Origin of the sequence: Streptomyces sp. NPDC016845 (genome assembly GCF_044332585.1) — a bacterium.
Classification (GTDB): Bacteria; Actinomycetota; Actinomycetes; order Streptomycetales; family Streptomycetaceae; genus Streptomyces.
On sequence record NZ_JBIRPI010000001.1, the window covers coordinates 1355801 to 1373373 of the forward strand.

The 17573-nt window shown below is 72.1% G+C and carries 23 protein-coding genes; 18 read left to right on the plus strand and 5 right to left on the minus strand.

What is annotated here, in order from left to right:
- Window positions 1-30 precede the first annotated feature (30 nt).
- The 11 genes from ACH4RC_RS05810 to ACH4RC_RS05860 all read left to right on the plus strand — a co-directional run bounded on the left by ACH4RC_RS05810 (window position 31) and on the right by ACH4RC_RS05860 (window position 6668).
- Window positions 31-447 carry a gas vesicle structural protein GvpA gene (locus ACH4RC_RS05810; protein WP_398195537.1) on the plus strand — a complete coding sequence of 139 codons (417 nt, stop codon included), beginning with the start codon at window positions 31-33 and terminating at the stop codon, window positions 445-447.
- A complete protein-coding gene (locus tag ACH4RC_RS05815; protein ID WP_398195539.1) occupies window positions 444-1190 on the plus strand; it encodes a GvpL/GvpF family gas vesicle protein in 747 nt (248 codons plus the stop codon). Before ACH4RC_RS05810 ends, ACH4RC_RS05815 begins: the two co-directional genes overlap by 4 nt.
- Before the next feature lie 7 nt (window positions 1191-1197).
- A complete protein-coding gene (locus ACH4RC_RS05820) occupies window positions 1198-1443 on the plus strand; it encodes a gas vesicle protein GvpG (protein ID WP_398195540.1) in 246 nt (81 codons plus the stop codon).
- A gap of 65 nt (window positions 1444-1508) precedes the next feature.
- Window positions 1509-2228 (plus strand): DNA primase, encoded by a 720-nt coding sequence (locus ACH4RC_RS05825; protein ID WP_398195543.1) that lies wholly within the window; start codon window positions 1509-1511, stop codon window positions 2226-2228.
- Window positions 2221-3483, plus strand: coding sequence for an SRPBCC family protein (locus ACH4RC_RS05830; RefSeq protein WP_398195544.1), 1263 nt, complete (start codon window positions 2221-2223; stop codon window positions 3481-3483). Before ACH4RC_RS05825 ends, ACH4RC_RS05830 begins: the two co-directional genes overlap by 8 nt.
- Entirely contained in the window at window positions 3483-3854 is a 372-nt protein-coding gene (locus tag ACH4RC_RS05835) for a gas vesicle protein (protein WP_398195547.1), read from the plus strand. Before ACH4RC_RS05830 ends, ACH4RC_RS05835 begins: the two co-directional genes overlap by 1 nt.
- A 17-nt stretch (window positions 3855-3871) precedes the next feature.
- On the plus strand, window positions 3872-4735 hold the full coding sequence (locus tag ACH4RC_RS05840) for a GvpL/GvpF family gas vesicle protein (RefSeq protein ID WP_398195549.1): 864 nt from the start codon (window positions 3872-3874) through the stop codon (window positions 4733-4735).
- Window positions 4732-4920: a gas vesicle protein gene (locus tag ACH4RC_RS05845; RefSeq protein ID WP_324768917.1), complete on the plus strand. Its 189-nt coding sequence runs from the start codon at window positions 4732-4734 to the stop codon at window positions 4918-4920. Before ACH4RC_RS05840 ends, ACH4RC_RS05845 begins: the two co-directional genes overlap by 4 nt.
- Window positions 4917-5240: a gas vesicle protein K gene (locus tag ACH4RC_RS05850; protein ID WP_398195552.1), complete on the plus strand. Its 324-nt coding sequence runs from the start codon at window positions 4917-4919 to the stop codon at window positions 5238-5240. The genes ACH4RC_RS05845 and ACH4RC_RS05850 overlap by 4 nt, the downstream gene beginning before the upstream one ends.
- A gap of 54 nt (window positions 5241-5294) precedes the next feature.
- The gene (locus tag ACH4RC_RS05855; protein WP_398195554.1) at window positions 5295-5534 is read left to right on the plus strand and encodes a hypothetical protein; all 240 of its coding nucleotides are present in this window, start codon (window positions 5295-5297) and stop codon (window positions 5532-5534) included.
- A gap of 84 nt (window positions 5535-5618) precedes the next feature.
- Window positions 5619-6668 (plus strand): YihY/virulence factor BrkB family protein, encoded by a 1050-nt coding sequence (locus ACH4RC_RS05860; RefSeq protein ID WP_398195556.1) that lies wholly within the window; start codon window positions 5619-5621, stop codon window positions 6666-6668.
- A 28-nt stretch (window positions 6669-6696) separates the two neighbouring features.
- Here ACH4RC_RS05860 and ACH4RC_RS05865 read toward each other — a convergent pair whose 3' ends face one another.
- Window positions 6697-8760: a restriction endonuclease gene (locus ACH4RC_RS05865; RefSeq protein ID WP_398195559.1), complete on the minus strand. Its 2064-nt coding sequence runs from the start codon at window positions 8758-8760 to the stop codon at window positions 6697-6699.
- Between the two features lie 196 nt (window positions 8761-8956).
- On the opposite strand from ACH4RC_RS05865, the gene ACH4RC_RS05870 reads away from it, so the two are divergent.
- From ACH4RC_RS05870 to ACH4RC_RS05880, 3 genes are all read left to right on the plus strand, one after another.
- Window positions 8957-9922 (plus strand): GlxA family transcriptional regulator, encoded by a 966-nt coding sequence (locus tag ACH4RC_RS05870; protein ID WP_398195561.1) that lies wholly within the window; start codon window positions 8957-8959, stop codon window positions 9920-9922.
- Window positions 9923-10032: 110 nt separating this feature from the next.
- Entirely contained in the window at window positions 10033-11031 is a 999-nt protein-coding gene (gene gap, locus ACH4RC_RS05875; protein WP_398195562.1) for a type I glyceraldehyde-3-phosphate dehydrogenase, read from the plus strand.
- Between the two features lie 59 nt (window positions 11032-11090).
- Window positions 11091-11534 carry a hypothetical protein gene (locus ACH4RC_RS05880; RefSeq protein WP_398195565.1) on the plus strand — a complete coding sequence of 148 codons (444 nt, stop codon included), beginning with the start codon at window positions 11091-11093 and terminating at the stop codon, window positions 11532-11534.
- 82 nt (window positions 11535-11616) lie between these two features.
- Here the strand turns inward: ACH4RC_RS05880 and ACH4RC_RS05885 are convergent, their stop codons facing one another.
- Window positions 11617-12969, minus strand: a complete 1353-nt coding sequence (locus ACH4RC_RS05885) for an MFS transporter (RefSeq protein ID WP_398195567.1) — start codon at window positions 12967-12969, stop codon at window positions 11617-11619.
- A gap of 134 nt (window positions 12970-13103) precedes the next feature.
- Here ACH4RC_RS05885 and ACH4RC_RS05890 point away from each other — a divergent pair, with 134 nt between their 5' ends.
- Window positions 13104-13463, plus strand: coding sequence for an ArsR/SmtB family transcription factor (locus ACH4RC_RS05890; protein ID WP_398195569.1), 360 nt, complete (start codon window positions 13104-13106; stop codon window positions 13461-13463).
- Between the two features lie 47 nt (window positions 13464-13510).
- On the opposite strand, the gene ACH4RC_RS05895 is transcribed toward ACH4RC_RS05890, so the two are convergent.
- Complete coding sequence (locus ACH4RC_RS05895; protein ID WP_398195572.1) at window positions 13511-14071, minus strand: hypothetical protein; 561 nt, start codon at window positions 14069-14071, stop codon at window positions 13511-13513.
- 246 nt (window positions 14072-14317) lie between these two features.
- On the opposite strand from ACH4RC_RS05895, the gene ACH4RC_RS05900 reads away from it, so the two are divergent.
- Window positions 14318-14704 (plus strand): hypothetical protein, encoded by a 387-nt coding sequence (locus tag ACH4RC_RS05900; RefSeq protein ID WP_398195575.1) that lies wholly within the window; start codon window positions 14318-14320, stop codon window positions 14702-14704.
- Here the strand turns inward: ACH4RC_RS05900 and ACH4RC_RS05905 are convergent.
- Window positions 14688-15791 carry a D-alanyl-D-alanine carboxypeptidase family protein gene (locus ACH4RC_RS05905; protein WP_398195577.1) on the minus strand — a complete coding sequence of 368 codons (1104 nt, stop codon included), beginning with the start codon at window positions 15789-15791 and terminating at the stop codon, window positions 14688-14690. The genes ACH4RC_RS05900 and ACH4RC_RS05905 overlap by 17 nt on opposite strands.
- A gap of 167 nt (window positions 15792-15958) precedes the next feature.
- Between ACH4RC_RS05905 and ACH4RC_RS05910 the strand changes: the two genes are divergently transcribed.
- Both ACH4RC_RS05910 and ACH4RC_RS05915 read left to right on the plus strand, forming a co-directional pair.
- Window positions 15959-16408 carry a cyclic nucleotide-binding domain-containing protein gene (locus ACH4RC_RS05910; protein WP_398195580.1) on the plus strand — a complete coding sequence of 150 codons (450 nt, stop codon included), beginning with the start codon at window positions 15959-15961 and terminating at the stop codon, window positions 16406-16408.
- Window positions 16409-16607: 199 nt separating this feature from the next.
- Window positions 16608-17126, plus strand: a complete 519-nt coding sequence (locus ACH4RC_RS05915; RefSeq protein ID WP_398195583.1) for a hypothetical protein — start codon at window positions 16608-16610, stop codon at window positions 17124-17126.
- Window positions 17127-17132: 6 nt separating this feature from the next.
- On the opposite strand, the gene ACH4RC_RS05920 is transcribed toward ACH4RC_RS05915, so the two are convergent.
- A partial coding sequence (locus tag ACH4RC_RS05920) for an electron transfer flavoprotein subunit alpha/FixB family protein (RefSeq protein ID WP_398195586.1) occupies window positions 17133-17573 on the minus strand: 441 nt, incomplete at its 5' end.

Below are 17573 nucleotides of genomic sequence, written 5' to 3' on the forward strand. Positions count from 1 at the left end.
CCCGGGAAGCGAACGACAGGGAGGAAGCACATGACAGTCGCAACGACCCAACAGGGCGGCGGAGGCGGCGGGACCAGTGGTCTCTACGACGTCCTCGAGCTGGTTCTCGACCGCGGCCTGGTGATCGACGCGTTCGTCCGCGTCTCGCTGGTCGGCATCGAGATCCTGAAGATCGACATTCGAGTCGTGGTCGCCAGCGTGGACACGTATCTGCGCTTCGCCGAGGCCTGCAACCGCCTCGACCTGGAGACCGGCAGCAAGAAGCCCTCGGGCCTGACGGACATCATCGGCGACACCATGGAGTCCGGCGCCCGCGGCAAGTCCAAGGGCGCGCTCTCCGGCGCGGCGGAGACCATATCCGACGCCTTCTCGCAGGCCCGCGAGGAGAACAAGGCCCCGCGCCAGCGCCGCACCTCGTCGAGCCGTCGTAAGGAGGAGCAGGAGTGAGCACGTACGTCTACGGCATCGCCGACGCCGACCACCCGAGCCTGCCCGAGGGGATGGAGGGCCTCGGATCCCCGGCGCTGACCGTCCGGATCGTCAAGGGCGGCGGCCTGGCCGCGATCGTCAGCGACGCGCCCGACAACCTCCGGCCCAAGCGGCGCGACCTGCTCGCCCACCAGAACGTCCTGTCCGAGGCGGGTGGCGGCGGCACCGTCCTGCCCATGCGCTTCGGCAGCGTCGCCGAGGACGACGCCGCGGTCGCGACGGCCCTGGAGGAGCGGGTGTCGCACTACCGGGAGCGGCTCGCCGCGCTGCGCGACCGCGTCGAGTACAACGTCAAGGTCCAGCACGAGGAAGAGGCCGTGCTGCGCACCGTCATGGCGGAGAACGACGACGTACGCGCCCTGGCCCTGCGCAACCGCGACGCCGGCGGCGGCAGCCACGAGGACAAGCTCCAGCTCGGCGAGGCCGTCGCGAAGGCCGTGCAGGCGCGCGAGGCGCACGACGGCGCGCTGGTCCGCGCGACCCTCGAACCGCAGGCGGACGCCGTCAGCGAGGGACCCGAGTCCACGGGCTGGATCAGCAACCTCTCCTTCCTCGTCGACCGCGGCTCCTCCGAGCGCCTCCTCGGCGCCATCGAGGAGATCCGGAAGTCCGCCCCCCACCTTGTCTTCCGGGTCAACGGGCCGCTGCCGCCCTACAGCTTCGTGGAGGAGACACCCGCGACCTCCGTCACCTCGGGGTGAGAACCCCATGGGGTTGCTGAGTGAGGTGCTCCTGCTGCCGCTCGCACCCGTACGGGGCTCCATGTGGGTCCTCGAACAGGTGGTCGCGCAGGCGGAGAGCGAGTACTACGACCCTTCGGCCATACAGGCCCAACTGGCCGCCCTCGAAAAGCAGTTGGAAGAGGGCGAGATCGACGAGGAGACGTTCGACCGGATGGAGGACGAACTTCTCGACCGGCTCGAGGCCAGCCGTGACAGACAGACAGGCGCGTGATGCCGGAAGACCTCCGGCGTCACCTCTAAGCGCGTGAGCCCTACGTGCAGGAACGGACACACACCATGAACCGAACAGCAGTCGGCCTCGCGGTAGGCGCCGGGTACGTCCTCGGGCGTACCAAGAAGATGAAGCTGGCCTTCGCCGTCGGCACCATGGTCGCCGGTAAGAAGCTGCAGCTCAGTCCCAAGGCGGTCATGGACCTGGTCCGCACCCAGTTGGACAAGAATCCTCAGTTCCAGGAGCTCGGCGGACAGCTGCGCAACGATTTCCGGGGCGTCGGCAAGGCCGCCACCGGGGCCATCCTGGAGCGGCAGATGGAGGGTCTGGCCAACCGGCTGCACAGCGGTACGGCCGGCGTCCGAGACCGCCTCCAGGGCGGCGTCGGCGGCCGTGACGAGGCGCAGGACGCCGAGGACAGCGCCGACGACAGGGACGACAGGGACGACGAGGGCCGCGACGAGCGCGATGAGCGCGACGAGCAGGACGCGCCCGAGCAGAACGACGAGGACCAGAACGACGAGGACCAGAACGAGGAGCGCCCGGCGCCGCGCAAGCGAGCCCCGGCCAAGAGGTCCGCCTCGTCGGGCTCGGGCTCCTCGGGTGCGTCCGGTCGCCGCAAGTCGGACCAGGGCACCCGGTCGCGCTCCACCGCCGCCAAGAAGACCGCCAAGAAGACGACCGCGTCGAAGGCGTCCGGGACGTCCGGCGCGGCCGACAAGACCGCCGGGACCGCTCGCCGGTCCTCGCGCACCACCGCGAAGGGGGGCCGCAGCAATGGCTGAGCAGTCCAAGGCGAACCCGCTCAAGGACCTCGCCCACAGCGAGGCGGCCGACCGCCTGAAGGCCGAGGCGCAGGACTACCTCGCCGCCAAGGCGACGCACCTGCTGACCGGGGTCGGCCGCAAGCTCGGCCAGACCACGGGCAAGCTCAACGACATAGCCGACGGCAACAGCCCCGGCTTCGCCAAGATGGCCCTCAACGGCGGCCGCAAGCTCGCCGAGGGCAAGGGCCCCGTGCGCACGGCCGTCGAGACCGGCGCGGGCCACCTCAAGGACAACGTGGTCGAGGGGGTGAAGGGCATCTTCGGCAAGGGCGGCAAGGGCAAGGGCAAGTCCAAGTCCGGCGGCGGCCAGAAGCCGACCGTCATCCTGGAGAGCATCGACGTCGGTGTCGACCTGCGGACCGCCTACGACCAGTGGACCCAGTACCAGGAGTTCTCCACCTTCGCGCGCGGCGTCAAGAACGCCAACCGCGCGGACGACGTGACCTCCGACTGGCAGATGAAGATCTTCTGGTCCAGCCGCAGCTGGAAGGCGCACACCACCGAACAGGTGCCTGACCAGCGGATCAGCTGGAGCTCGGAAGGCGCCAAGGGCACCACGAAGGGTGTCATCACCTTCCACGAACTGGGCGAGAACCTCACCCGGGTGCTGCTGGTCATCGAGTACTACCCGAAGGGCCTCTTCGAGAAGACGGGCAACATCTGGCGGGCCCAGGGCCGCCGCGCCCGCCTCGACCTGAAGCACTTCGCGCGCTTCATCACCATCAAGGGTGAGGCGACGGACGCCTGGCGCGGTGAGATCCGTGACGGCGAGGTCGTCCGCAGCCACGACGACGCGGTGGCGGCGGAGGAAGAGGAGCGCTCGCAGGACCAGGACGGCCAAGACCAGGACGATCAGGACCAGGGTGAGGACGAGCAGGCCGAGGACGCGTACGAGGACGAAGAGGAGGAGGACGCCGAGCCGGAGGACGCCGAGGGCGAGTACGCCGACGAGGACGCCGAGTACCTCGACGAGGACGCGCCCGCGGACGGGGAGGCCGACGACGGTGAGTACACCGACGAGGCCGACGAGGCGGACGAGGACGCCGAGTACGCGGACGAGGTCCCGGAGGACGACGCCGAGGACGCCGACGAGGCGCCGGAGGAGGAGGCCGAGGAGGCCGAGTACCTCGACGAGGACGAGCCGGCCGACGAGGAGCCCGACGCCGACGAGAAGTCCGGCCGGCGCGAGCACGCAGCCGCCCGGAGCCGTTGATGACTACCGCGAGCAGGTTCCCCGACTCCCCCCTGCAAGGGGGGAGTTCGGGGGCCAATCTGGCCGACATCCTGGAGCGGGTGCTCGACAAGGGCATCGTGATCGCGGGTGACATCCGCATCAACCTGCTCGACATCGAGCTGCTCACGATCAAGCTGCGGCTGATCGTCGCCTCCGTCGACAAGGCGAAGGAGATGGGCATCGACTGGTGGGAGGACGACCCCGCGCTGTCGTCCGGTGCCCGCCGCAAGGAACTGGCCCGGGAGAACGCCGAGTTGCGGGAGCGGCTCGCCGCCCTGGAGGGCGGCAGCACGTCCGGGGTGCTCGACGAGGCCCCGTCGTCCCGGCAGAAGGAGCCGCGTGATGAATGAGCAGGAGGAGCCGCGCGATGAGTGAACTGCGGTACGTCTACGCGGTGTGCGGCGCTCTCGAAGCCCCGTTGGCGGCGGACCTGTCCGGCGTCGGCGGGGCCGCGCCGCGCCTTGTCGAGCACGCCGGCCTGACCGCCGTCGTGAGCCATGTGCCGGCCGATGAGTTCTCCGAGGCCGCACTGCGGCGCAACCTGGAGAACCTCGACTGGCTCTCCGGTACCGCACGCGCCCACCAGGCCGTCACCGCGGCGCTCGCCTCGGTGACCAGCCCGCTGCCGTTGCGCCTCGCGACCGTGTTCCGCGACGACAGCGGCGTGCGCGCCATGATGGAGGCGGAGCAGGAGCGCTTCCGTACGTCGCTCGCGCGCATCCGGGACCGGGTCGAGTGGGGCGTGAAGGTCTTCGTCGAGGACCAGCCGAAGGAGACCCCCGCGCCCGCCGCCGACACCGCGCCCGCCGCCGACACCGCGTCCGGGCGCCGCGAGCGCGTCACCGCGCAGGCCCTCGGCGCCGGTTCCGGCCGCGACTACCTGCGCCGCCGCCGCGCCGAACGCGAGGGCCGCGACCAGGTCTGGCGGAAGGCGGAGACCTTCGCGCAGGAGCTGCACGACCGGCTCGCGGAGCGCAGCGCGGAGACGCGGGTGCACCCGCCGCAGAACCCGGAGCTCGCCAAGAGCTCGGGGCGCAATGTCCTCAACGGGGCCTACCTGGTGCCCCGTGCGGAGTCGGAGGCCTTCGTCGAACTGGTCGACGCGACCAAGGACGGAGACCATCCGGGCCTGCGGGTGGAGCTGACCGGGCCCTGGGCCGCGTACTCCTTCTCCGCACCGCCCGAGGAGCGCGAGGACCCGGCCGAGCCGTCGCTGGGAGGCGCGTCATGACCGTCATCGAACGCCGCGAGGTCGCCCTCGTGGACCTCCTCGACCGGCTGCTCGCCGGGGGAGTGGTCCTCGCGGGCGACGTCACGCTGCGCATCGCCGACGTGGATCTGGTGCGCATCGACCTGAACGCACTGATCAGCTCGGTGAACGAGAACGTACCTTCCCCGTTCGAGGACATGCTGTGAGCACGCACGACGACAGCCCCGCGCCCACCGCCCAGCCCGCGGAGAAGGCGCGCGGGCGCATCCAGATCGAGCCCGACACGGTGGAACGGGACCTGATGAAGCTGGTCCTGACCATCGTGGAGCTGCTGCGGCAGCTGATGGAGCGGCAGGCCCTGCGCAGGTTCGACACCGGAGACCTCTCCGAGGAGCAGGAGGACCGCATCGGCCTCACACTGATGCTGCTGGAGGACCGGATGGAGGAGCTGCGCGAGCGCTACGACCTGAAGCCCGAGGACCTCAACATCGACCTCGGACCGCTCGGACCCCTGCTGCCGCGCTGAGGAAACACGGGGCGGGCGGCGGCGCTCGGCGCGCAGAGCGGGCTCTGCGTGCGCATGGGCGCCGCGGTCGTCGCTCTCTCGGTGATCGCGGCGCGCTCGGCCGCCGTCTTCCAGACCATCAGGCTCCTCGGCGCGGCGTACCTCGTCCACCTGGGTGCCCGAAGGCGGCGCTCTTCTTCCTCGGCGTCCTGCCGCAGTTCGTGCACGGCGGATCCTCGGCGACCCGGCAGGTCCTCTTCCCGGGCACCGTGGACATCGATCGCCGTCGGCGGAGGCGTCGCCGCATCGGCCTGACCAGCGGGATCAGCGTCGGCCGCACATTCTTTATCTCACCCGGACGGCGGGCGTGTTCGCGGGCGAAGTGGTTACCCGCAGTTCATGGGCAAGCGAACTGATCTCGGTGACGAGCATGACGAGTACGGCGGCGCGAACGCCGGCGCAGACGGCTTCGGCCCGTCCGAGCAAGTAGAGCGGCGCGCCCCCGACACCCCCACCGACCTGCCCAAACGGTCATGGATGGCGGTGTTCAAAGGCAGCCTGCGCGAGTTCAAGGACGACGAGCTGACCGACCGGGCCGCCGCGCTGACCTACTACGGGGTCCTCGCGCTGTTCCCGGCGCTCCTCGTACTCGTCTCCCTCCTGGGCATCGCGGGCAAGTCCACCACCGACAAGGTGCTCGACAACCTGCGGCAGCTGGCGCCCGGCTCGGTGCGGGACATCATCACGCAGGCGGTGCAGCAGTTGCAGGGCAACGCCGGCACGGGCTCGCTGGTCGCCGTCGTCAGCCTGCTCCTGGCGGTGTGGTCGGCGTCCGGCTACGTAGCCGCGTTCATCCGCTCCGCCAACGCCGTCTACGACATGCCCGAGGGCCGCCCCGTGTGGAAGGTCCTGCCCGTACGTGTGGGTGTGACCGTGGTGCTCATGATCCTGGCCGTGGCCAGCGCCCTGATCGTGGTGTTCACCGGCGGCGTGGCCCGTCAGGCGGGCGACATGCTGGGCATCGGCGACACCGCGCTCACGGTGTGGTCGATCGCCAAGTGGCCGGTCCTGGTCGTCCTGGTCACGATCATGATCGCGATCCTCTACTGGGCCACCCCGAACGCCAAGGTCAAGGGGTTCCGGTGGATCACGCCGGGCAGCGTCCTCGCCCTGGTGGTCTGGCTGGTCGCCTCCGCCGCGTTCGCCTTCTACGTAGCGAACTTCGCCTCGTACAACAAGACCTACGGGACGATGGCCGGAGTCATCGTCTTCCTGATCTGGCTGTGGGTCACCAACCTGGCCATCCTGCTCGGCCTGGAGTTCGACGCGGAGACCGCACGCCAGCGGGCCGTCGCGGGCGGCCACCCGCCGGAGGCGGAACCGTACGTCGAGCCGAGGGACACGCGCGCGTGGGACGAGCAGGACAAGCGCCGGATGGACGAGGTCTGACCCAAGGACGGGAACAGCCTTCCCGGCCCTAATCCACCTCGACTCCATAGTCCCGCAACAGTTCCTCCAGGCCGCCTGGGTAGCCCTTGCCACCCAGGACGAAGTCCCAGTCGCCGCTCTGCCGACGGCGGAACGAGCCGAGGACGAGGGCCGTCTCGCCGGGGCGGCCGTCGGAGACGTCGAGTTCGCCCAGCTCGGCCAGGTGCGGGTCGAGGAGGCGGATCCGGGCGTCGGAGAACCCGGCGAGGTCGGCGCCCGGATCCACCGCCGGATCGACGGCCGCGACGAGGACGAAGCGGTCGGCGGCGGCGGGCAGGCTGTCGAAGGAGACGCGGACGGCCGCCTTGTCGCGCCCCGACGGCGGCATCTGCTGGACCGACCCGTCCGGGGTGCGGGGGTTGTTGTAGAAGACGAAGTGGTCGTCGCTGAGGACGCGGTTGCCGCCGCAGACGAGGGCGCAGATGTCCAGGGCCACCGGCCCCGACCAGGACATCCCCAGGACGTTGTAGTCGGCCGGGAGCTGTGCCGGATCAGGTGCGGCGGTCGTGGACGGGGCCGGGGGAGTGGCGTCCCGTGGGCCGAGGCGGCCGCGCAGCCCGTGCCGGTGCAGCAGGTCGACGAGTTCCTCGCCGGAGATCAGCTCCAGCGGCTTGCCGTTGGCGAAGGTGTGGGAGCCGGGGCCGAACCTCGAGGTCGTCACGAGAACGCCCTTGTTGGCCCCGGCGTCCTGTACGGTCCCGAACAGATCGCGCACGGCGGTGGGCGGCACCGTGTTGCGGTACCGCTTCACCTGGACGACGATCTTGCCGCCGCGGATCGGGGCGGGGTCCAGCGCGTCGACGTCCACACCTCCGTCGTTCGACCGCTGCGTCGTGACCGCCTGCATCCCCATGGCCCGGAACAGCTCCGCGACGAGCGACTCGAAGGCGACCGGGTCCATCGCGTACAGGTCGGGTTCGGTGTCGCCGCCGTGGCTGACCACGCGGTTGCCGACCTCGTCCGGACGGCGCGCGGGCCGGACGGCGGCCAGCTGGTCCGGGCGGGGCGAGAGCTGACCGCGCAGTCCGTCGGCCAGACAGCTGACCGGGTCGACCTGCGCGAGATGCAGGCCCTCGAACGCCGCCCGCGTGGCCATCACCGTCGCGAGCACGATCTGTCCGGGTCTGCCGGTCACCGGGTCGTGGTCGTCGACGAACCCGTTCAGCGCGACCGAGTCCAGGGCGCCGAGGCCGTCGGCGGCGAACAGGTCGTGCAGCGCCAGCAGCACACACTGCGCGACGACCTCGCGGTAGAGGCCCCGCCGCTGGCCCGCCGGGCGCGGGCTCTCCTTGTCCTGGTCGAGGGAGGCGACGTACCGCACCGCCTTCGCCTCCGGGACGACCGCGTACCCGGGCAGCTCCCAGTCCAGGACCAGCTGCCCCGCGGCCGCGTCGTACGCCGCCGCGACCCGGCGCGGGAACCCGTCCGGCCAGGCGGTGGAGGAGTAGAGCGCGGCCGAGAAGTACTCGACGACCGCCTCGGGCTCACGGCGGCGGACACCCTCGACGACCGCCGCGACGCCCGCGTTGTGCCCCCGTACCTCGGCCCGCCGGGACCCCGCCCACGCGTCGTACTGACCGCGGTACGCCGCGAGATCCTGCCTGCGCCGGGCCTCGGCCGCCTGCGCGACGAGCAGGTCCCGCTCGTAGCGGGCGTGCGCCTCGGCCTGCGCCTGCGCGCGGCGGTTCGCCGTCCATCCGCTCTGCGCCTGGTAGAGGGCGGGATCCGGCATCGGCACGGGGTGGGCGAGGGGGCCCGGCGCGAACGGCTCGGTCTCCTCCGCGCGCAGCAGCGACTCGGCGCGGAACGCGGGCGCCAGACACCCGGCCGCGAGCAGCCCCTGCAACGAGGCGACCTGCGCCTCGAGCTCCTCCGTACGCCGGTGGGCCTCCGCCTGCCGGTACTCGCGGTGGCTCTGCGCGATCCGGCGCTGATAGGCGCGCGCCTGCTGCGCCTCCAGCCTGCGCGCCCTGGCCTCGGCCTCGGACTGGCGCTGCTGCTGTCGCTGCATCTCGGCCCAGACACCGACGACACCGGTGGAGCGACGACTCATGGATGTAAGAACCTCCCCCGCGCACATCACCGCCGACGGTCCCGGGCTGCCCCCACAGCCGGACGGTGACCTCTTGACCTTACCCAGCAAACCCGGCCACGCATATCCACCTGTCACGAACAACCTGCCTCAGCCGTACGGGCCTTGGCGGGTGTGCCACGGCCCCGCCGATGATCACCCCACGTACCCTCGACCCGTGCCCACACCCCGCTCCCCCCGCCCGCACCACGTCGCCGTCCTCGTCAGCGAAGGGGCCAAACCGCTCGACGTCGGCATCCCGGCGCAGGTGTTCACGAAGCGGGCGAGCATGCCGTACGAGGTACGGGTGTGCGGGGCCGCCCGGGGGCCCGTGACCGGTGGGGACGGGCTGTCGTACGTCGTGGAGCACGGGCTCGAGGCGCTGGAGTGGGCCGATGTCGTGTTCGTGCCGGGGTACCGGTTCCCCGACCGGGACGACCCGCCCGCGGCCGTCGTCGACGCGCTGGGCGGTGCGCACGAACGGGGCGCGCGGCTCGCCGCCATCTCCACCGGGGCCTTCACGCTCGCCGCGACCGGGCTGCTCGACGGCAGACGGGCCACCACGCACTGGCACTACACCAAGGCGCTCGCGGCGAAGCACCCACAGGTGCGGGTCGACGAGAACGTGCTGTTCGTCGACGAGGGCTCCGTGCTGACCTCGGCCGGCGCCGCCTCCGGCATCGACCTGTGCCTGCACATCCTGCGCGGCAACCTCGGCGTGGCCGCCGCCAACCATGCCGCCCGGCGCCTCGTCGCGGCCCCCTACCGCAGCGGCGGCCAGGCCCAGTACGTGCCGCGCAGCGTGCCCGAGCCGCTCGGGGAACGGTTCGCCGCCACCCGTGAATGGGCGCTGCGCAAGCTCGGTGAACCGCTCACCCTGGAGGCGCTCGCCGGGCATGCGGCCGTGTCGCCGCGCACCTTCTCGCGGCGCTTCGTCGACGACACCGGTTACACACCCATGCAGTGGGTGATGCGGGCCCGTATCGACGTCGCCCGTGAACTGCTCGAACGGTCGCAGCGCGGCGTCGAGCAGATCGCCGCCGACGTCGGTCTCGGCACCGGCGCCAACCTGCGCCTGCACTTCCAGCGCATCCTCGGGACCACGCCGAGCGAGTACCGCCGTACTTTCGCCCGCGGGGAATGACGCGCTGGCGAGATACTTTCGGACCATGGCGATCGTGCCGCTGTCAGCGGCGTCCGCCGCGCGCGAGCCTTGAGGTCAGCGAACGGCTGAGAGAGAAGGGACCTCACCTCATGACACGTATCGCCATCAACGGGTTCGGCCGCATCGGACGCAACGTCCTGCGTGCGCTGCTCGAACGGGACGGCACCCTCGAAGTCGTCGCCGTCAACGACCTCACCGAGCCCGCCGCCCTCGCGCGGCTGCTCGCCTTCGACTCGACGGCGGGCCGCCTCGGCCGCCCGGTCGGCGTCGACGGCGACACGCTCGTGGTCGACGGCCACCGCATCAAGGTGCTCGCCGAGCGCGAACCCGCCCAACTGCCCTGGGCCGACCTGGACGTGGACCTCGTCCTGGAGTCGACCGGCCGCTTCACCTCGGCCAAGGCCGCCCGCGCACACCTCGACGCGGGCGCGCGCAAGGTGCTCGTCTCCGCGCCCTCCGACGGCGCCGACGTCACGCTCGCGTACGGCGTCAACACCGACGCCTACGACCCCGAGCTGCACACCGTCGTCTCGAACGCCTCCTGCACGACCAACGCGCTCGCCCCGCTCGCCGCCGTCCTCGACGAACTCGCGGGTATCGAGCACGGGTTCATGACGACGGTGCACGCCTACACCCAGGAGCAGAACCTCCAGGACGGCCCGCACCGCGACGCCCGCCGGGCCCGCGCCGCCGCCGTCAACATCGCGCCGACGACCACGGGCGCCGCGAAGGCGATCGGCCGCGTCCTGCCGAACCTCGACGGGAAGCTGTCCGGCGACTCGATCCGGGTGCCGGTCCCCGTCGGTTCGATCGTCGAGCTGAACACGACGGTCGCGCGCGACGTGACCCGCGAGGACGTGCTCGCCGCCTACCGGACCGCCGCCCAGGGCACATTGGCCGGAATTCTCGAGTACTCGGAGGACGCGCTCGTCTCGTCCGACATCACGGGCAACCCCGCGTCGGCCGTCTTCGACTCCGAGCTGACCCGTGTCGACGGCCGCCACATCAAGGTCGTCGCCTGGTACGACAACGAGTGGGGCTTCTCGAACCGGGTCATCGACACGCTCGAACTCCTGGCGCGCCGCTGAGGGTTGACACGATGCGCTGTCGTCTGTTTGTGCGAGCGGATTGCGGCAAACCGCAGACCATGGCTACTCAACGAGGCAACAACGACAGCGCCAACGACAACAGCACGCAGAGCAAGGCGAAGACGGCGGCCAAGACGGCCACCAAGGCCGCGACCGGCACCGCCTCGAAGGCGGAGTCCGCGGGCGCCAAGGCCGGCCGCGCCGCCGAGTCGGCGGGCTCCGGCACCGCGCGCGCCGCGACCGGCGCGGGCCAGGCCGCGGGCCGCGCCGCCCTGACCACGGGCGCCGCCCTGAACACGGCGCGCGAGGGCGTCACGACCGCGGCCACGCAGGTGGCCTCCGTCGCCACCACGGCGTGGACGGTCCTGAAGAACCGCAAGCTGATCGCGGCGGGCGCCACCGCCGGGGCGACCGCCCTGACCGTGGCCTCCTACGCGGCCGGCCGTCGCGCCGAGCGCGGCAGCCAGGGCCCGCTGACCCGGCTCACCGGGGGCCGCGTCTGACGGGGCCGCTCCTGTGGCCCTACGCCGGCTGCGGTACGCGTCGCGGGGGTGGCGGGGGTGTGACGGGGCGGGGCCTGCGGCGTCACGGCCCGGCCGGGTGGAGAGCGTCCAGGGCGTGCCGGTGGCTGTGGCGCCAGCCGGTTGTGGTGCGTACCGCGTTCCGCAGATGCGGGTGGTCCGGGGCGAGCCCGATGTGGTCGTGCTCGTGGTCGGGCCCGGCCTCGATGCCCTTGCCGCCGCCCGCCGGCCACAACCGCACCGCCAGCACCGCCGCGCCCGACGTCACCGCCCCCAGAACGAGCACCGCCCACGCCAACCCGGCCGCCGCGCCGACGCCACCGGCCAGCGGATACGTGAGCAGCCAGCACGCGTGTGACAAGGAGAACTGCGCGGCGAACGCCGCCGTGCGCTCCCGCTCGGGCGCGGCCCGCCGCACGAGGCGCCCGGTCGGCGTCAACACCATGGACCCGGCGGCGCCGAACGCGCACCAGGTCACCAACAGCGCGACCGTCCGCCAGCCGCCGCCGCCCGACACCGTGACGACGCCGAGCGCCGCGAACACGACGACCATCAGCAGCGCCCCGCGCAGCATCACCGTACGGTCGCCGACCCGGTCCAGAATCCGGGGCAGCGCGAGAGCGACGAGCATCGACCCGGCCCCGTACGCGCCGAGCGCCACCGGCACCACGGCGGCGGACCGGCCGAGGAACTCCCGTACGTACACGACGGTGTTGACCGTCACCATGGCGCTCGCGGCGGCCACGGCGAGGTTCAGCGCGAGCAGCGACCGCAGCGCCGGGACCGTCAAAAACAGCCGGATACCGGCCGTCGCGCGGCGTCTCCCGGGCGAGGCCGGGGCGGGCGCGGCGCGTGGCAGGGCTACGGAGACGACGAGGGCGGCGGAGACGAGGAACCCCGCCATGGTGCCGAGGAAGAGCCGGTTGTAGGTGACCACGGTGAGCAGCGCGGCGGCGAGCGCGGGGCTGAACAGGCTCTCCAGGTCGTACGCGAGCCGCGCCATCGACAGCGCCCGCGTATAGGTACGTGTGTCGGGCAGTACGTCCGGAATGACGGCCTGGAACGCAGGTGTGAACACGGCCGACGCCGACTGCAGCGCGAACACCAGCACATACACCTGCCCCACCTGGTCCACGAAGGGCAGCGCCGCCGCGACCCCGGCCCGCACCAGATCCGCGCCCATGAGCAGCGCCCGCCGCGGCAGCCGGTCGGCGAACGCCCCGACGAGCGGGGCCACCGCGACGTACGCCGTCATCTTGACGGCAAGCGCGGTCCCGAGGACGGCCCCCGCGTCGGCCCCCGCCAGGTCGTAAGCGAGCAGCCCGAGCGCGACGGTGGCCAGACCCGTCCCGACGAGGGCGACGACCTGCGCGGCGAAGAGCCGGCGGTAGATGCGATGGCGCAGAACGGCGAGCATGCGGCGGCCTCATCCGGGGGGAGGTGAACGGGGGCGGCGGTACGCGCGGGCGAGCCCCAGCCTACGCGCACATGTGCGCACCCGTGCACATATCTCGCGGACCGGTGCCGCGATCCGTCGCCTACCCTTGCCCCATGCCTCCCCGCGACCCCCTGCCCGCCGCGCCGGGCGCCCATCTGCGCGAGCCGGACGGCGCCCGACTCGCGGAGGCGACGCGGGTGTTCGCGCTCCTGTCGGACGCCACCCGGTTGCACCTGCTGTGGCTGCTCGCGATCGAGGAGTCGGACGTCGGCTCGCTGGCCGAACGGGTCACGGCCTCCCGCACGGCGGTCAGCCAGCACCTGGCGAAGCTACGCCTCGCGGGCCTGGTGGAAGCGCGCAGGGAGGGCCGCCACATGCACTACCGCCTCACCGACGGCCATCTGCGCCGCCTGGTGATGGAGTCCCTCAGCCACGCGGACCACCGGGTGAGCGGAGCGGCCCCGCACGACTGACGACGCCGTCAGGGCCCGCCGTCGGCGCGCGGTGTCAGCACGCGATGTCAGTGTTCGGTGTCGCGTTTGCGCAGGTGGAAGCAGGCCGCGCCGAGCGCGCCCGCGATCAGCGCGGCGCCTCCCACGAGGAGAGCCGGATCGGTGCCGCCCGCGCTGCCGCCGACGCCCGCTTTCACACCGTGGTCCACGCCGGGGGAGGAATGTCCGTCGCCCGTGGCGATGGTGAGGGTCGTCGTGCCCTTTTCGCCGTCGCAGTCGAAGGTGACCTCGTACTGGGCGCCGGGCTTCGCGTCCGGATAGACCTCCGCGGTGGCGGAGTGTCCTTCTTCGAGTTCGGTGTCGTCGAAGACCGGGGCTGTCACGCGCACCGTGGGGACTTCGCATTCCGTGGAGCTGAGAGTGACCGTGCCCCCGGCCGCGACCGTGCTCGGCGAGACGGTGAAACCGAAGGACGTGACGTTCGGCTCCGTGCCTCCGCCGTCGCCTCCGTCGTCCGCCACGGCGACGGGCGTGACCAGGCCGATAGCGGCCAGCGAGACGAGTGCGGACGACAGCGCCGCTATACGGGGCGACGTACGGAGCGACGTACGGGACGACAGGGGGCGCATGCGGGTCCTCCGGGGAATGGGTGACCCCTTCGACGCTAGGCGCGGCGTTCCGTCCCGACCATTTCGTAGGGCCGAACGAGGGACGCTCCGAGCGGAATGCGACGGGCATTTGCCGGGGTGTGCGTGTTGCTGTCGCGGGCGGACTTCCCGATTTGCATATGTTTTGTGCGCGCCATGAGGCGCCCCCGACTTCCGCAATTCTGGCAATCACCGTACGAGAACAGCGAGTTGATTCAGTTGATTCACATGAACCGCATGAAATACGCGTCCGCAGCCGGCCTCTCCGCCCTGGCGGTGCTGGCCGCTCCCGCGGCCGCGGCGACATCCGCCCCGCCCGCCTCGGCGGTCCGGACCGCGCACCCGTCGATCAGCGCGAAGGCGACCGTCGGCAGCGTACGGGCGTGGCAGCAGTTCCGGGTCTACGGCACCACGCAGCACCTGCGAGCGGGCACCCGGGTGACGCTGCAGCAGATGCAGGGCAAGCGCTGGGTGTCGCTCCCCATCACCATGACCACCAACAGCGGCGGCGCCTACAACCTGCGCGTCAAGCTCGGCCTGGTCGGGCAGAACTCCCTGCGCATCGTCGGCGGCGGCGCCACCTCCCCGGTCGTGAAGGTCAACGTCCACCGCTGAAACTCCGCCGCCTGCGCAGATGCATGCGGACGAGCAAGGGCGCGCAGCACAGAGCGAGCAGCGCGCCCGCCGCGCCGAGGTGCCGGGTGAGCCCCGGCCCCGCGTCGGACGGCCGCGGCGAGGCGGACGGCGCCGCGGCGGCGACGGCCGAGGAGGTCAACTCGCTCGCGCCGTCCGGGTGTTGCGGCCCCGCCCCGTGGACGCGGTGCAGCGGCGCGGCGACGAAGCCCCAGTCGAGCAGGGTCCGGCTCTCCTCGTAGACCGCGTTGAACGAGCCCTGCCGCGGATTCATCACCGTCACCAGGATCGTGCGGCCCTCGCGGCTCGCGGCGCTCACCAAGGTGGACCCGGCCTGCGACGTGTACCCGTTCTTGACGCCGATGAGCCCCGCGTAGGGCGACACGCCGTGCGAACCCACGAGGAGCCGGTTGGTGTTCTGGATCCCGAACGCCTTCGGGCCGCCGGACGCCGGGAACCGCGCCCACTTGGTGCCCATGTAGCGCGTGAAGTCGGGGTTCTTCAACCCCTCCCTGGCGATGAGCGCCAGATCGTGCGCGGACGAGTACTGCCCCGGCGTGTCGAAGCCGTCCGGCGAACGCACCTGCGTGTCGCGGGCCCCGATGCTGCGCGCGGTGGCCTGCATCTCGGCGAGGGTGCGCGCCACCCCGCCGTTCATGTGCGCGAGGGTGTGCACGGCGTCGTTGCCGGAGCTGAGGAACACCCCGCGCCAAAGATCCGCGACCGTGTACCGGCTCCCCTCGTCGACCCCGACCAGGCTGCTGCCCGCGGCGACCTCGGCCAGATCCGTGTACGTGGCCCGGTGCACGGCGTCCTGGCGCAGCTTCGGCAGGAGCGCCACCGCGAACAGTGTCTTGAGCGTGCTCGCGGGCGGCAGACGGCGGTGCGGCGCCTTCGCGGCAAGGACCTCGCCCGAGTCCGCGTCCATGACCTCCCACGCCAGCGCCGACAGCGAGGGCACGGCGGGCGGCGCCGGAGCGCCGGCGTGGGCCGGGGCGGGCCCGGCGACCGCACCGACGGTGACCGCCGCGAGCAGCGCGGATGTCGCAGAGCCGAGGAAATTCGCCATGCCGGAAACGTAGAAGCGTGACCGCCACCTCGCTCCCCGCTTACGCCACATGGTCCAGGTGCGCCGAACGGGGGAGGGAACTACCCTTTTCGGGCGACGGTTCGCCCCCTCGGCAACGGGCGCGGCGTACGTACGCTGGAGAGACACGACGGTGGAGGTGTGGCGCCATGACGGCTCGTACACGACTGCTGAACCGGCTTCCGCGTGCGTATCGCGACCGGCTGATGGCCCTGGCCACGGAAGTCTCCTTCCCCCAGGACACCCGCATCTTCGAGGAGGGGGACCGCGCCGAACGGTTCTGGATCATCAGGACCGGCATGGTCACCCTCGACGTACGGGTCTCCGACCGGACGACCCTGCCCATCGACCCGCTCGGCCCGGGTGACCTGCTCGGCTGGTCGTGGCTCTTCCCGCCCTACGAGTGGGACTTCGGCGCGGAGGCGTTCAGCCCGGTGCGCGCCTACGAGTTCGACGGCGGCGCGGTGCGCGGCCTGTGCGACATGGAGCCTGCCCTGGGAATGACGCTGCTGCACGGTGTGGCCGAGGTGATGGCGCACCGGCTCGAATCGGCCCGTACGGCACTGGTCGAGGCGCACCGGACGCACGGCCACCTCTGAGCGGTCCCGCGACTGGCGGGCGGTGTGTCACGCGAGGTCACTCGCGACTGCCCCGGCCTCACCCCGGGTGCGCCGTGGTGGTCACCCGCCTGTGCGCCGTCCGTCACCCGCCTCGACGCCCCGACAGGCGGCGCGCGCCCCGACGGGGTTGGCTCGGCCGGGAACACCGTCCGTGGTCACACCGCCCGAGGGGCCCCGCATGCGCCGCACCACATCCTGGCCCGCCACCGCCGTCGCCACCGCGGCGGCGCTCATGCTCGCCCTCCCGGCGTGCGGACCGGCCTGGGCGGGGGAGGAGGACCAGGGGCTCCTGGAGCTCGCCCCCGCCGGCGCCGGCCCCGGCGCCACGGTCACGGCGAACACCCCCGCGTGCGGCGACGACGGACGCGCGACCGGCGACGCGAACAGCCTCGGAGCCGGTGACTTCCCCTTGCGGACGGGCGCGCACGAGGGCGATGTGGTGGGCCGGTTCCAGGTGCCGTCCGGGGCGCGTCCGGGAACGTACCCCGTCACCGTGGACTGCGAGAGCGGCACCGTCGTACGGCGGCTCCTCACCGTGTCGGCCCGGGGCTCCACCGAACTGCGCGGCGTGCGCGCGGGCGACGGCGGTTCGCTGGGCCGCTTCGGCACGGCCCAGCTCGTCCTCGGCGGCCTGCTGGTCGTGGGCTCGCTGGGCGCGGGCGGGTACTACGTACGCCGCCGCGTCCAGGAGCGGTGAGACCGGTCAGCCCTTGCGGGTCTTGACCTCTTCGGTGAGCTGCGGGACGACGTCGAAGAGGTCGCCGACGACGCCGTAGTCGACCAGGTCGAAGATGGGCGCCTCGGCGTCCTTGTTCACCGCGACGATCGTCTTCGAGGTCTGCATACCGGCCCGGTGCTGAATCGCCCCGGAGATGCCGTTGGCGATGTACAGCTGCGGCGACACACTCTTGCCGGTCTGGCCGACCTGGTTGGAGTGCGGGTACCAGCCCGCGTCCACCGCGGCGCGGGAGGCGCCGACGGCCGCGCCGAGGGAGTCGGCGAGCGCCTCGATGAGCGCGAAGTTCTCCGCGCCGTTCACACCCCGGCCACCGGAGACCACGATCGCGGCCTCGGTCAGGTCCGGGCGGCCGGTCGACTCGCGCGGCGTGCGGCCGGTGACCCTGGTGCCGGTCGCGGCGTCCGA